Annotated in this window: 11 protein-coding genes; 3 read left to right on the forward strand and 8 right to left on the reverse strand. The window is 70.0% G+C overall.

The annotated features are described in order from the left end of the window. Window positions 1-68: 68 nt before the first annotated feature. The 3 genes from ORG17_RS16045 to ORG17_RS16055 form a co-directional block, all read right to left on the reverse strand. Entirely contained in the window at window positions 69-2,048 is a 1,980-nt protein-coding gene (locus tag ORG17_RS16045; RefSeq protein ID WP_214526147.1) for a LamG-like jellyroll fold domain-containing protein, read from the reverse strand. 99 nt (window positions 2,049-2,147) lie between these two features. Continuing rightward, window positions 2,148-4,589 carry an ATP-dependent helicase gene (locus tag ORG17_RS16050; protein WP_111090924.1) on the reverse strand — a complete coding sequence of 814 codons (2,442 nt, stop codon included), beginning with the start codon at window positions 4,587-4,589 and terminating at the stop codon, window positions 2,148-2,150. 12 nt (window positions 4,590-4,601) lie between these two features. Then, entirely contained in the window at window positions 4,602-5,612 is a 1,011-nt protein-coding gene (locus tag ORG17_RS16055; protein ID WP_214526146.1) for a glycerophosphodiester phosphodiesterase family protein, read from the reverse strand. 106 nt (window positions 5,613-5,718) lie between these two features. Between ORG17_RS16055 and ORG17_RS16060 the strand changes: the two genes are divergently transcribed. Together ORG17_RS16060 and ORG17_RS16065 are read left to right on the forward strand one after the other, a co-directional pair. Next, on the forward strand, window positions 5,719-6,714 hold the full coding sequence (locus ORG17_RS16060; protein ID WP_214526145.1) for a DUF817 domain-containing protein: 996 nt from the start codon (window positions 5,719-5,721) through the stop codon (window positions 6,712-6,714). A gap of 31 nt (window positions 6,715-6,745) precedes the next feature. After that, window positions 6,746-7,618 (forward strand): Bax inhibitor-1/YccA family protein, encoded by an 873-nt coding sequence (locus ORG17_RS16065; RefSeq protein WP_111087755.1) that lies wholly within the window; start codon window positions 6,746-6,748, stop codon window positions 7,616-7,618. A gap of 396 nt (window positions 7,619-8,014) precedes the next feature. On the opposite strand, the gene guaA is transcribed toward ORG17_RS16065, so the two are convergent. The 5 genes from guaA to ORG17_RS16090 are packed head-to-tail and all read right to left on the reverse strand — an operon-like array spanning window position 8,015 to window position 12,816. Beyond that, window positions 8,015-9,595, reverse strand: coding sequence for a glutamine-hydrolyzing GMP synthase (gene guaA, locus ORG17_RS16070; RefSeq protein ID WP_027466690.1), 1,581 nt, complete (start codon window positions 9,593-9,595; stop codon window positions 8,015-8,017). After that, the gene (locus tag ORG17_RS16075) at window positions 9,592-10,038 is read right to left on the reverse strand and encodes a DUF3817 domain-containing protein (protein WP_027466691.1); all 447 of its coding nucleotides are present in this window, start codon (window positions 10,036-10,038) and stop codon (window positions 9,592-9,594) included. The genes guaA and ORG17_RS16075 overlap by 4 nt, the downstream gene beginning before the upstream one ends. 10 nt (window positions 10,039-10,048) lie before the next feature. Next, window positions 10,049-10,825, reverse strand: a complete 777-nt coding sequence (locus ORG17_RS16080) for an SURF1 family cytochrome oxidase biogenesis protein (RefSeq protein WP_214526143.1) — start codon at window positions 10,823-10,825, stop codon at window positions 10,049-10,051. Window positions 10,826-10,830: 5 nt separating this feature from the next. Then, a complete protein-coding gene (locus ORG17_RS16085; protein ID WP_027466692.1) occupies window positions 10,831-12,282 on the reverse strand; it encodes a cation:proton antiporter in 1,452 nt (483 codons plus the stop codon). 3 nt (window positions 12,283-12,285) lie between these two features. Continuing rightward, window positions 12,286-12,816, reverse strand: coding sequence for a cation:proton antiporter regulatory subunit (locus ORG17_RS16090; RefSeq protein ID WP_214526142.1), 531 nt, complete (start codon window positions 12,814-12,816; stop codon window positions 12,286-12,288). Window positions 12,817-12,891: 75 nt separating this feature from the next. On the opposite strand from ORG17_RS16090, the gene ORG17_RS16095 reads away from it, so the two are divergent. Next, the gene (locus ORG17_RS16095; RefSeq protein ID WP_214526141.1) at window positions 12,892-13,395 is read left to right on the forward strand and encodes a hypothetical protein; all 504 of its coding nucleotides are present in this window, start codon (window positions 12,892-12,894) and stop codon (window positions 13,393-13,395) included. Window positions 13,396-13,425 lie beyond the last annotated feature (30 nt).

Raw genomic sequence — 13,425 nt, forward strand, 5'->3', positions numbered from 1 at the left:
TCGTGCCACCCGAACGAGGGGCGCACCGAACGGCCGGGCGTGTCAGACGCCCGTCTGCCGGCGGGGCGTCAGGCGTTCATGAACTCGTTCGGCTGCAGCGCCCGGCCGACGATGCGCACGTCGCCGATCGACCCGACGAACACGTTGTCGAGCTTGCCGCCGTAGCGGTAGCCGCCGAGCAGCCACGGCTTGCCGATCGTGCTCAGACCATGGTTCGGGGTGGACGGGTTCCGCACGACCGGGCACCCGTCGACGTACAGCACGGTGTGCGTCCCGTCGTTCACCACGGCCACGTGCCACCAGGCCCCGAGCGGCAACTCGTGCCCCCAGTTCGTCAGTGATCCGTCCTGGCTCGCCGGGTACACGCACCACTGCAGTTCGCGGTCCCCCGACAGGCTCAGGGTCACGGCGGGTTCGTCCGGGTCACCGTCGGCTCCGGTCGCCTTCCCCACCTGACCGGCGCTTGAGTACTGCGACAGCAGGGCGCTGAACCCGTTCGCGCTCGGGTCGAACGTGGTCGGCAGCGCGAAGAACGCCTCGACCGTGTAGCCGTGGGGGAACCGGGTCCGGTTGAGCGGAGCCGCGTCGACGGTCTGCAGGTGGTCCCCACCGGTCTTGCCGCCCTGCAGCGCGAGGCCGCCGGCGCCCGGCTGGTCGGCGTGGTGCGCCGCCGTCCAGCGCAGCGCCCCCGCGACGGCACCGGTCCGGCGAGCGACCACCAGGTCGTTCCCCCGCCCGCTCTGGTCGCGCACCCGCGTCGTCGGCGCGAGCGCCGCCCCGTCCGGGTTGCCGTCGAACCGCCAGTACGCCAGCGTCCCCGGCACCAGCATGCGTGCCGCCGGCCGGGAGGCCCGTGGTGCGACCGGCGCGAACCCCGCGAAGCGTGCGTCGAAGTCCACCGCCATGGTGAAGCGGTCGACGTCGCCGCTGAGGGCGGTCTCCTGGGCCGCGAGCTCGTTCGTCTCGCCGAGCCCACCGGCGAGCAGGAACGGCGACAGTGTCTCGACGTCGATGACGTTCCGCTCGAGGTCGACGTGGTACAGCCGGATCATGGCCGCCCCGCCGTAGTAGCGGTTCTGGTAGTTGGTCAGGTGCAGGGCGACGTCGTGCCCGACGGTGTTCTTCGCCGTCGTGCGGCCCGGACCCCAGTAGTGCCCGTTGAGCGTCAGGAACACCTGGTCGTGCTTCGAGATGAAGGAGTCCCAGAGCTGCTGGCCGTAGGGGTCGAACGCCGCTCCACCGCTGGCGTCCGAGTCGACGAGGGCGTGCGTCGTGAGGATGACCGGGGCGTGCGGCCGGGCCGCGAGCACGGAGCTGGCCCAGGCGAGCCCGCTCGCGCTCGTCCGCCAGTCGAGCGCCAGGACGACCCACTCGCGGCCGGCCGCGGCGAACCGGTGAGCGGTGTTGTAGCCGTCCGGGCTCGAACCGATCCAGCCCGGGGCCTTCCGGAACCGCTGCGGGCCGAACACGTCGAGGTACGGGGTTCGGCCACGCTGGTCGTCGGTCGACGAGTCGACGTCGTGGTTCCCGGCGAGCACGCTGTAGGGCGCACCGGCACGGTCGAGCACGTCGAAGACCGCGCCGGACGCACGCATCTCGGACGCCGCACCGTTCTGCGTCAGGTCGCCGAGGTGGACGAGGAACACCGTGTTGTGCCGGGCCTGCTCGCGGACGACGTACTCGAGCGAGGCGCGCATCGGCGCCGGGTCCACCGCGGCGCCGTCGAACATGTACTGCGTGTCCGGCATCACAGCGACGGTGAAGCGTGGCGAGGTCGTGTCCGGGCGCCACCGTCCGGTGTGCCCGCGCGCCACCGCCGCCTGAGCGGCCTCGGTCGATCCGCCGAGCGCCGCCGGGGCGACTGCGGGTGCCGCGGTCAGCGCATCGGCGACGGCCGGGGCGCCGCCGAAGCCGTTCGAGGCCACGAGACCGGCCGCACCGGCGAGTCCGGACCCGACCAGGAAGCCCCGGCGGGAGACCGGGATGCGCTTGCTGCGGTCTCCGGCGTGGTCGTGGGCGTCGTCGCGATCGTCAGGGCTGTTCTGCACAGCACCGCACCGTACGGACCGCGGGGGAACGCCCCGGGTCCGTTCCGTGAACTCCAGACCGGCTGCGGCTGCCGGTTCGGTGTGGACCGGTGAGGGCTCCTACAGCTTCTCGATCGGGGCGATCTTGATGAGGAGCTTCTTGCGGCCCGCGGAGTCGAACGCGATCTCGGCGATGCGCTTGGCTCCCTGTCCCGTCACCGCGGACACCGTGCCCTCGCCGAAGTCGACGTGCTTGATGCGGTCGCCGGCGACGAGTTCCATGTCGCCGTTGTCGCGCACCTGCCCGGACACCCGGTTCGCCCACTCGGTCTTCGGGCGGGTCTTCGACGCTGCCGCTGCGCGGTCGTACGAGCCGCCGCCCCAGCCGCCACCACCGCGGTAGCCGCCGCCACCGCCGCCGAAGCCGCCGTCGCGCTTGGCGTTCAGGGCGCGGGGCTGCGTGCCACCACGGCTGTTCGCCATGCCCGGGGACTGCTTCCACTCGATGAGCCCCTCGGGGATCTCCTGCAGGAAGCGCGAGGGCATCGCCACGTTCACGTCGCCGAACTGGGCACGGGTCATCGCGAGGGACAGGAACAGGACCTTCTTGGCGCGGGTGATGCCCACGTAGAACAGCCGGCGCTCTTCCGACGGTCCGCCGGGTTCGTTGGCGGACATCCGGTGCGGGAGCAGGTCTTCCTCGACGCCGGTCAGGAACACCGCGTCGTACTCCAGGCCCTTCGCGGTGTGCAGCGTCATCAGCGACACCGTGCCCGACGAGTCGTCGAGCTCGTCCGCCGCGGCGACCAGCGAGACCTCGGTCAGGAAGTCCGACAGCGTGCCCTCGGGGTTGTTCTTCTGGAACTCACGCGTCACGGCCACGAGCTCGTCGATGTTGTCGGCACGGGCGGCGTCCTGCGCGTCGGGCGACTTCCGCAGGTTGTCGAGCAGCCCGGAGCCGTCGAGCAGCTGCGTCAGGGTGTCGACCACCGGCTGCGTCGGGGCCTTCTCGGACACGGAGTCGAGCAGCGCCGCGAACTCGGTGATGGCGTTCCGCACCTTCGGCCCGAACCCGAGCTCACCCGCGTGCCGCAGGGCGTCGCGCATCGTGGTCTCGTGCTCGTCGGCGTAGCGCTGGAGCGTGGTCTCGGTGACCGAGCCGATGCCGCGCTTGGGCACGTTGAGGATGCGGCGCAGGGCCATCGGGTCGGCCGGGTTGGCGACGGTGATCAGGTACGCCATGGCGTCCTTGATCTCGGCGCGCTCGTAGAACTTCGTGCCGCCGAGCACCCGGTACGGGATCGCCGCACGGATGAAGATCTCCTCCAGCGCACGGGTCTGCGAGTTGGTCCGGTAGAACACCGCCATGTCGCGGTAGTCCATGCCGTCTTCACGCAGGCGCTGGATCTCGTCGGCGACGAACTGCGCCTCGTCGTGGCCGGTGTACCCGGTGAAGCCGACGATCTTCTCGCCGGCACCGACGTCGGTGAACAGGCTCTTCGCCTGGCGGTCGAAGTTGTTCGCGATGACCGCGTTCGCCGCGTCGAGGATGTTCTGCGTCGAGCGGTAGTTCTGCTCGAGCAGGATCGTCTTGGAGTTCGGGAAGTCCCGCTCGAACTCGACGATGTTGCGGATGTCCGCCCCGCGGAACGCGTAGATCGACTGGTCGGAGTCGCCGACCACCGTCAGGGACGCGGGCGCGATCGACCCGTCGGTCTCCCGCATCCGGGCGACGTGCTGGCCGGAGTCCTCGAGCTTGTCGACCTGTTCGACCGGCACCGGGCGGGTGAGCTCACGGATCAGGGCGTACTGGGCGTGGTTCGTGTCCTGGTACTCGTCGACCAGGATGTACCGGAAGCGGCGCTGGTACAGGGCGGCGACGTCCGGGAAGGCCCGGAACAGGAACACCGTCTGGCCGATCAGGTCGTCGAAGTCGAACGCGTTCGCCCGGCGGAGTTCGTTCGTGTAGCGCCGGAACACCTCGGTGAACATGACCTCTTGCGGGTCGTTCACGTTGATGTTGCGCGCGTAGGTGTCGATGTCCTGCAGCTCGTTCTTGAGCTTCGAGATCTTCGACGCCGCGGCACCGACGGTCAGCCCGAGGGAGTCGGCCTCGAGCTCCTTGATGATCCGCTTCAGCAGCGCCTTGGAGTCGGCGGAGTCGTAGATCGTGAACGACTGCGGGAACCCGAACCGCTCGGCTTCGCGCCGCAGGATGCGCACGCACGCCGAGTGGAACGTGGAGATCCACATCCCCTCGGCCTCGCCACCGACCAGGGCCCGGACGCGCTCGCGCATCTCGGCCGCGGCCTTGTTCGTGAACGTGATCGCCAGGATCTGCGACGGCCAGGCTTCGCGGTTGGCGAGCAGCAGTGCGATGCGGCGGGTGAGCACGCTCGTCTTGCCGGAACCGGCACCGGCCACGATCAGCAGGGACTCGCCGCGGTACTCGACGGCTTCCTTCTGCTGGGGGTTCAGACCCGCGGTGAACGGGTCTTCGTACGCGCGGGCACCGGCGCCCGGTTCGGGCGTCGATTCGAAGGGGTCGAGCACGATCGTCATGTCCTGGACAGTCTAGGCGGGACCCCCGACAGCGGACCGGGCGAGCACCGCCAGGTCCGGGTGGTCGGCGAACACCCCGTCGAGTCCGGTGCGGATCACGGACGTGAACCACCGCTCCCAGTCGCCGAACGCCGCGACGTCGCCACCTCGACGCAGCGGCGACGGCAGGAACCGGTTCTCCGGCCGGAGCGTCCACGTGTACACCGCGAGCCCGGCGGCGTGAGCGCGGTCGACGATCGCGCTGCGCACCGGCGTCGGGTCGTCGAGCGCGACGCTGTCGACGCCGGCCATCAGGGTGCCGAGGTCGACGCTGATGCCGTGGAACTCGGTCGCGAACGACGCGAGCGCGTCCTCGGAGCGCTCGGCGGCGTAGGTGGGGGCGAGCGATCCGTGGGACGCGACCTCGTCCGCGGCGCTGCCACGGGCCTCCTGGAGGTACACGAGCCGACCACCGGTCCCCCGCTCGCGCAGGTCGCGCAGCACGCCCTTCTCGAAGCTCTCCACCGTGAGCCGCTCGTCCTGCCGCCACCCGGCCTCGCCGAGCGCGGCGTCGACGAGTCCACCCATCGGGAACCCGGCGCGGTCGAAGTACGCGGCGTGCTTGACCTCGGCGACGAGCCCGACCGGGCGGGGTGCGGCGTCGAGGATCGCGAGCAGGTCGACGAGCCGCAGGATCGGCTGCGCACCATCGTGCTCGGCGGATTCCGGGCGCAGCACCGGCAGGCGCTCGCGGGTACGGAGCGTCTGCAGCTCGGCCCACGTGAAGTCCTCGGTGAACCAGCCCGTCAGGGTCTGGCCGTCGACGGTCTTCGTCGTGCGCAGGTGCCGGAACTCCGGGTGGTCGGCGACATCCGTGGTGCCCGAGACCTCGTTCTCGTGCCGGAGCACCAGGACGCCGTCCCTCGTGGGCACCAGGTCCGGTTCGATCGCGTCTGCACCGAGCTCGATCGCGAGCTCGTACGCGCTCCGCGAGTGCTCGGGGCGGTAGCCGGACGCACCACGGTGGGCGATCACGAGGGTCATGGCGCGACCCTACTGGCCGCGGGTGACCAGCGGGGCACCTGTGTCGCGGGACACACCCGTGGCTCCGGGGGCCCTCGTTCCCAGGGACGGCACCGAGCATCACCGCATGACCGTCCGTTCGCTCTCCACCGCCGTCGAGGCCCGGATCGACCGGGCCGCACGCCGACTGCTCGACGCCGGGCACCAACCGCACCGGCCCGTCCGGGTGCTCGTCACCGAGTTCCTGGTGTTCGGCGCGAAGCAGGCCTGGGCGTGCGCGTTCGGGGCGCTGCTGCTCACGACCATGGCCGTGGTGCACCTGACCGTGCCGGCGGCGATGCGGAACGACGTCCTGACGATCGCGGCCGTGCTGCTGCAGGTCGGGATGCTCGTGTTCAGGCTCGAGACCGTGCGCGAACTCCGGGTCGTGCTGCTGTTCCACGTCGTCGGCACCGCGATGGAGGTGTTCAAGACCCACATGGGCTCGTGGACCTACGAACCCGGAGGGCTGTTCGTCGTCGCCGGGGTGCCGCTGTTCTCGGGCTTCATGTACGGCGCCGTCGGGTCGTACATGGTCAGGGTCTACCGACTGTTCGACCTGCGGTTCGACCGGTACCCGCGGCAGTGGCTGCTGGCGGTCGTGGCGGGCGGGATCTACCTGAACTTCTTCGGCCACCACTTCGTCGCCGACGCCCGGTACCTGCTGCTCGCGCTCGTGCTGCTGCTCTTCGCCCGCACGACCATGCACGTCCGGATCCACCGGGCGACGCTGCGGATGCCCGTGCTCGTCGCGATGGGACTCGTCGCGGTGTTCATCTGGGCGGCGGAGAACGTCGCGACCTGGGCCGGGGCGTGGAGCTACCCGGCGCAGCTCGCGGTGTGGCAGCCGGTGGCACCGGCGAAGATCGTGGCGTGGTTCCTGCTCATGACGATCTCGGTCGCGCTCGTCACCTGGCTCTACCCGGCGCTGCCGTCGGGACGGGTGGGCTCGACGGCGGACTCTCGACGTCCTCGGGGCGCGCGTGCAGCGGGCGACCCTAGGCTTCCCTCGTCGGGGCCCGCTGGGCCCGCGTCCGCTCGCCGCGAATCCTCAGCCTTCCGCGACCGAGCGCCCCTAGGCTGAGAGGACTCGAATCTCCTAGGAAGAGGACACCATGGCCTTCAAGCCCGGTTTCGACCAGTCCCCCGCCTTCAACGCACAGGGGGCAAACACCTGGGGCGGGCGCGGTGCTGGTCAGCAGCAGGCCGGCTGGGGACAGACCCCGCAGCAGGCCCAGGGCGGCATGACCCCCGAGCAGCTGCAGTACATGTACGACCGCCCGACTGCGTCCCCGGTGGACACCGACCGCATGTCGTACGAGGACACCATCGTCAAGACGCTGCTCGCCTTCGGCGTGCTCGTCGTCGGCGCGGTGGCCGGTTGGAACCTGCCGCCGGTCGTCTGGATCGTCGGCGCGCTCGTCGGGTTCGTCCTGGCGCTCGTCAACACCTTCAAGAAGAAGCCGTCGCCGGGTCTGATCCTGACGTACGCGTTCTTCGAGGGGCTGTTCGTCGGCGGTATCTCGAACTACTTCCAGACCGCGTTCCCCAAGGCCGACGGCATCGTCGCGCAGGCCGTGTTCGGCACGCTCGGTGTGTTCTTCGTCACCCTGCTCCTGTTCCGCTCGGGCAAGGTCCGCGCGACCCCGAAGGCCACGCGCTTCTTCTTGATCGCGATGGTCGGGTACATGGCGTTCTCCCTCGTGAACCTGGTCCTGATGTGGACCGGCGTGACCCAGAGCGCGTTCGGCCTGATGGGCGTGACGCTCTTCGGCATCCCGCTCGGGGTCCTCATCGGCGTGTTCGTCGTGCTGATGGCCGCGTACTCGCTGATCCTCGACTTCGACCAGATCAAGACCGGTGTCGAGCGCGGCGCACCCCGCATCTACGCCTGGACCGCGGCGTTCGGCCTCATCGTGACGCTCGTCTGGCTGTACCTCGAGATCCTGCGCATCCTCGCCATCATCGCGAGCAGCTCGCGCAACTAGCACCACCGCACACGCGAAGGGCCCCGGCGCTGCCGGGGCCCTTCGTCGTTCCCGGACCGGTGGTCGGCCCCGGCTCTGCCGCCCGGGCCGGTGGTCGGCAGTGGGGGCGGGGCGGCGGCGGTCCTGCGGCGGTCCCAGTGGTCACAACACCCCGCCGGTCGCCCGCCGAGTGGTCACGAAGTGTCGTCCGGGGCGGTGCCAACCGACACTTCGTGACCGCTCGGCACCGGGCCCGCGGGGTGTTGTGACCACTCGACGGACCCGGCAGCGCCCACGAACCGCGCCCGCACCGCCCGCGGCAGCAAAACCCCCGCTCAAGACCCCGGCAGCGCCCCCGGACGCACGAAGGCCCGGCACGCGTGACGCGTACCGGGCCTTCCGTTGCTCAGGGGAGCCCTACTCCCACTCGATCGTCCCCGGCGGCTTCGACGTGACGTCGAGCACGACCCGGTTGACGTCGGGCACCTCGTTCGTGATGCGGTTCGAGATCTTCGCGAGGGTGTCGTACGGCAGACGCGTCCAGTCGGCGGTCATGGCGTCCTCGGACGAGACCGGACGGAGCACGATCGGGTGCCCGTAGGTCCGGCCGTCGCCCTGCACGCCCACGGAGCGGACGTCGGCGAGCAGCACGACCGGGCACTGCCAGATCTCCTGGTCGAGGCCGGCCGCGGTGAGCTCTTCGCGCGCGATCTTGTCAGCGGCACGGAGCAGTTCGAGCCGCTCCTTCGTGACCTCGCCGACGATGCGGATGCCCAGGCCCGGGCCGGGGAACGGCTGGCGACCGACGATGACCTCGGGCAGCCCGAGTTCGCGGCCGACCGCACGGACCTCGTCCTTGAACAGGGTGCGCAGGGGCTCGACGAGCTCGAACGTCATGTCCTCGGGCAGGCCGCCGACGTTGTGGTGCGACTTGATGTTCGCGGTGCCCGCTCCGCCGCCGGACTCGACGACGTCGGGGTAGAGCGTGCCCTGCACGAGGAACTTGACCTCGGCATCAGAGTCGGAAGCCTGCGCCTCGAGCACGAGTGCCTCGGCCGCGCCCTCGAACGTGCGGATGAACTCGCGCCCGATGATCTTGCGCTTCTGCTCGGGGTCGCTCACGCCGGCGAGGGCGTCGAGGAACTGCTGCTCGGCGTCGATCGTGATGAGCCGGACGCCGGTGGAGGCGACGTAGTCCTCTTCCACCTGCTTGCGCTCGTCGGCCCGGAGGAGTCCGTGGTCGACGAAGACGCAGGTCAGCTGGTCGCCGACGGCCTTGTGCACCAGGGCTGCGGCGACGGCGGAGTCGACACCACCGGAGAGCCCGGCGATGACCCGTGCGGAGCCGACCTGCTCGCGGATGCGGGCGACCTGCTCCTCGATGACGTTGCTGGAGTTCCAGTCGCCGGGCAGGCCCGCGGCACGGTGCAGGAAGTTCTCGAGCACGGCCTGGCCGTACACGGAGTGCTTGACCTCGGGGTGCCACTGCACGCCGTAGAGCTTGCGCTCGTCGGACGCGAACGCCGCGACGGGCGTCGACGCGCTCGAGGCGAGCACCTCGAAGCCGGCCGGTGCCTTGGCCACGGAGTCGCCGTGCGACATCCACGTCACCTGGTCCGCCGGCTGGTCGCCGAGCAGGGTGCTGGTGCCGGGGGCGAGGGTCACGTCGGTGGCGCCGTACTCGCGCAGACCGGTGTTCGCGACCTCGCCACCGAGGGCGGTCGCCATGGCCTGGAAGCCGTAGCAGATGCCGAGCACGGGGACGCCGAGGTCGAGGATGTCACCGTCGAGGGACGGAGCGCCTTCTTCGTACACGGACGACGGACCACCGGACAGCACGATCGCCGCCGGGTCCTTGGCGCGGATCTCGTCCGCGGTGATGGAGTGCGGCACGATCTCGCTGTAGACGTTCGCTTCACGGACCCGACGCGCGATGAGCTGCGCGTACTGGGCCCCGAAGTCGACGACGAGGACGGGACGCTGTTCGGTCTCGCTCACCGAGCGGCCTCCTTCTCACGCTGCTGGGCAGCGATCAGCTCGTGGTAGGTGTCCATGGCCTGCTGCTGCATGCGGTGTTCGACCACGAAGGACATGAACGGGATGATGCCCCCGAGGGCGATGAGCAGGAAGCGCGACGGCCTCCAGCGCATGATGCTCCACAGACGGAAGTCCGTGAAGAGGTAGAGCACGTACAGCCAGCCGTGGGCGATGAGGATCGCGATCGACAGGTTGAACGTGCCCGGGGTCTCGCCCGCCGTGCCGTTGGGCACGAAGAACGGGCCGTTGCCGAGCTGCATCTCGAGCTGCAGCGGCGTGTACTTGATGATGACCTCGACCACAAGGGCGAGCAGCAGCACACCGGTGATGTACGCCGAGACGCGGTACCACTTCACCGCCCCCGGGATCTTGGGGATGTCACGGGTTCGGACGGTCAGGGCCATGCCGGCAATCCTACCGTCGGAGCGCGTCGGCTTCGGTGGCGAGCGCTGCCTCGCGCTCCTCTTCCTGCTCGCGCTCCCAGGCGTCCTTCACGAACCGGTACCAGAGGAACACGGCGAAGCCGGCGAAGACGACCCACTCGATCGCGTAGAACAGGTTGAGCCAGTCGAACTGGACCTCGCGCGACGGTGCACGGTCGGCGATGGTGCCGAGGTCGGCGGCCTTCGCGGTGGTGCCGTCGGCGACAACGTACCCGAGGTACATGCGGTCGTCGAAGGCCTGCCAGATGTTCACGAACCGGGCGGGGGCGACCGCGGAGTACTCGCCCTTCTTGTAGGCGTCCTGGTCGGGCGACTCGGCCGGGTAGTAGCGACCCTGGATCGTGAGCGTCTGCCCGTCCGCCAGGCGCTCGCCCCCGGCGACGGCGGCCCCGCGCTGGTCGGACCACCCGATGACGACCGGGAGGCTCGCCCCACCGTCCGAGTCCACCAGGTGTCCGACGGTCTGGTACTTCCCACCCCCGGTGCGGCCGGTCAGGACGGTGGTGTCGTCGGCGACGAAGGTCCCGGTGACGGTGACCTTCTGCCCGGCGAGACTCTCGCTGACGGGGCGCTCGGGGGTGGTGACCGCCTCGAGCGTGCGGCGGGTCTCGGTGGTCGCCGGCAGGGGCTTGCCGTTGGCGATCGACCGCTCCAGCTGCCACTTGCCCAGCCCGGCGAACACCGCCGCCAGCACGAGCGCCAGCAACAGCAGCGCGATCCACCTCGGTCGTCGGGCAACGGCCCACATCTGTATCAGTACTCCGGATCGCGCTGTCGGACCGGGCGCTCGGGGCGCTCGGCGGGGATCTCGACCGGCGACGTCACGGGGGCGGACGTCGGCTCGGACCCCTCATTGTCTCGCTCGTCCCTGCCAGCTGCCTCGACGAGCGCGAACTCCTCGGCGAACTGGCGGTCCCGCTCGGCCTTCCGCGCCGCGGCGGTGGCGTCCGCCTCGGCCTCGGCCGCTTCGGCGCTCTCGGCAGCGGCTGCCGCGGCGACGGCACGTCGGCCGCCCAGGCGTCCGCGCAGGCGGATGAGCCGGCCCGGGCGCACCACGAGGCGGCCGATCCGGTCCGAGTTCACCGCGAGCAGCGGCCCGAGGACGGCCATGCAGAGGACGTAGAGGCCCGCGAAGGCGGTGATCCGCGCCTCCAGCCCGGCGGCAGCCGACAGCGTCGCGAGGATCAGCGCGAACTCGCCACGGTTCACCAGGATGACGGCGGTGTTGATGCCCTGCTGGACGTTGAAGCCGTTCATCCGCGCGACGATCTGGCCGGCGACCGCGTTGAGCACGACCGTCATGCCGATCGCGCCGAGGACGGGCCAGAGCACCTCGCCGAAGGTCGACAGGTCGAGGCCGAGCCCGAAGTTGACGAAGAAGAACGCGGCGAAGACGTCGCGCATCGGCAGGGCGAGCTGTTCGATGCGGTCGCGGTACCGGGTCGCTCCGCAGAGCAGGCCGATGACGAAGGCACCGATGGCGTCGGTCACGCCGAGCAGGTCGCCGATGCCGCCGAACATGACCGCGAGTCCGAAGAACAGCACCGTGAACAGCTCGTCGTCACGGGTGGCGAAGATCTTCGAGACCCACTTTCCCGCGAAGCGCGCGAGCGTGAACATCACGATGAGGAACCCGAACGCGAGTGCCAGCTTGCCGACGACGGCCCAGACGTTGGTGTCGCCGGACAGCACGACGGAGACGATCGCCAGGTAGACGGCGATGAAGACGTCCTCGATCACGGTGACGCCGAGGATCATCGGGGTCTCGTCGTTCGCCAGGCGCCGGAGCTCGATGAGGAGCTTCGTCACGATGGCGCTCGAGGACGTCGCCGTCATGCCCGCGATGATCAGGGCTTCACGGGTACCCCAGCCGAGTGAGAACCCGAAGGCGAACCCGACGCCCATGTTGATGACGACGTAGGTGCCGCCCGACACCAGGAGCTTGCCGGCGTTGCCGTAGAACTCCTCTTGGTCGAACTCGAGCCCGAGGTTGAACAGCAGCAGGATGAGCCCGAACGTCGCGATGAGCTCGATCGTGTGGGACTCGACGCTCAGCCCGAACCACGGCGTGTTCGGACTCGCGACGAGTCCGACCACCATGTAGATCGGGATGGCCGGCAGACCGATGGTCTTGCCGAGCCGGCCCAGGACGTAGGCGATGACGAAGAGCACACCGATGGTGAGCAGCTCACCACCCAGGTGCATGCGCTAGATCTTCCGCGGGGCCTCGGCCGAGGCGGCCGCAAGCTCTCCGCTGCGGTAGAAGGAGAACGCCTTGGCGACCTTCTCGGGGGAACCGGCGACGACGATCGTGTCTCCGGGGAAGACGACGAAGTCCGACGAGGGCGCCGGGTTGGCGCTGTCGCCACGGACCACGGCGACGACGGTCAGGCCGATGAAGCCCGAGTCGTGCAGGTCGCCGAGGGGCTTGCCCGCGATGGCGTCGTCGTAGTCGACGGAGAACCAGTCGATGGAGAGCCCGGGGATCTCGTCGAGCTTGTCGAGGCCCTCGGTGATCCGGGTGCCGCCGAGCAGCTCGGCGAGCGTGTGCGCTTCGTCCTCGCTGAGACGCAGCGAGACCTTCTCGGACTTGTCCGCGCCGTCGGAGACGTCGGCGAACGAGATGAGGTCGGAGTGCCCCGACCGGTGCGTGATGACACCGCACTTGCCACCGTCGTCGGTGTAGAAGCTGTGCAGCACGCCGACTCCGGGGAGTTTGACGCGATGGACGTCGACCATGATGGCTCCCTCTTCGAGTACCCCCATGCTAACCACCCGGTGACCCCGCGCATTCCGCGCACTACTGTTCTGTGGATGGGGAGAACACGGATCGTCGTGGCCGTCGTCGGGGTGCTGGTCGTCGCGCTGTACGCAGCGCTGCTGGCGGTGGACGCACTGGTGCTGGACCCGCTCGCCGCGGTCCCCGGTGCGACCCTGGCTGAGATCCACGCCGAGCTCACGCAGCAGGGCTTCCCGGTCGGGGCGGACGTCGCGACCGTCGTCGGGATCGCCGTCGTCGGCGTGCTGTTCGCCGCGGGGCTGTCGGTGCTGCTGCTCATCACCCGGGCACCGGCGCACGTCATCGCGGCGGTGCTGCTCGCCGTCGTGGTGATGGGGACGCCGATGTCGTTCGTGGCGGCGATCGCCCTCGGCATGGACGTCGCGGACGCCTACGGGGTCGGCGGTGGTGCCCACACGATCTGGTCGGGCGTGCTGTACGTGACGAGCCTCGTCGCGCTGATCGCGATCCCGGTGGTGCTCGTGGTCGGCCAGTCGGTGCACGTGCGCCGCGCCGCCCTGCGGGCGCGCGCCGTCTGACGGACGCACCACGGGCCTCCAGTCCGGTCT

Source organism: Curtobacterium flaccumfaciens pv. betae, assembly GCF_026241855.1.
GTDB classification, from domain to species: Bacteria; Actinomycetota; Actinomycetes; order Actinomycetales; family Microbacteriaceae; genus Curtobacterium; species Curtobacterium flaccumfaciens.